1 protein-coding gene and 1 pseudogene are annotated in these 674 nt (G+C 70.0%); one reads left to right on the top strand and one right to left on the bottom strand.

Annotation, left to right across the window (positions count from 1 at the left end):
• Positions 1–123: 123 nt before the first annotated feature.
• A complete protein-coding gene (locus tag U1T56_RS24240) occupies positions 124–321 on the bottom strand; it encodes a DUF3553 domain-containing protein (protein ID WP_409638347.1) in 198 nt (65 codons plus the stop codon).
• Positions 322–385: 64 nt separating this feature from the next.
• Here U1T56_RS24240 and U1T56_RS24235 point away from each other — a divergent pair.
• Positions 386–674, top strand: a pseudogene (locus U1T56_RS24235) (histidine phosphotransferase ChpT); the annotation flags it as partial.

Raw genomic sequence — 674 nt, 5'->3', positions numbered from 1 at the left:
TCGTCCGAGTTGGGGTCGACCGCCTGTCCCGAACGCCACAGGGGCAGTATGAGCGCGGCCGCGGCCTCGCAGTTCTCGGCGAGCGCCTCGCCCACGTCGGTGTCGGTCAGTCTCAACTCGCCCTCAGATCCCTCGGGGGTCGTCGCCCACGAACACCAGCCGGACCACGGTGGCGTCGATCACCTGCTTGCCGGCGTTCTCGAAGTTGACGGTGACCTTGCGGCCCGCCACCGACTGCACCTGGCCCAGCCCCCAGTCCGCCTCGGTCGGGTGGCGGACGAGGACGCCGGGTTCCAGGAAAGGGTCCGAGAACGGCTCCATCGGGGCTCTCATAGATAGCCCGCCCGGTTTTCCAAAGGCTCAAATCACGCCAAGGTCGCGCGCCATGACCGATAGTTCCGAGGCTGTCCCGGCCGCCGTCCGCCCGGCGGAGCTCGCCGCCTTCCTGGCCGCGCGGATGTGCCATGACTTCATCAGCCCGGCGAGCGCCATCGTCTCGGGCCTCGATCTGCTCGACGATCCGTCCGCCCAGGACATGCGCGACGAGGCCATGGGCCTGATCGCCACCTCGGCCCGCAAGCTCGCCGACCTGCTGGCCTTCTGCCGCGTGGCGTTCGGCGCCTCGGCCTCGGCCGAGACCTTCGACGTGCGCGACCTGGAGAAGCTGGCCCGGG

It is taken from the genome of Benzoatithermus flavus (genome assembly GCF_037908215.1).
Classification (GTDB): domain Bacteria; phylum Pseudomonadota; class Alphaproteobacteria; order Geminicoccales; family Geminicoccaceae; genus Benzoatithermus; species Benzoatithermus flavus.
The sequence above is the reverse complement of the archived record's forward strand: the minus strand, read 5'-3'. Positions and strand labels throughout refer to the sequence as shown.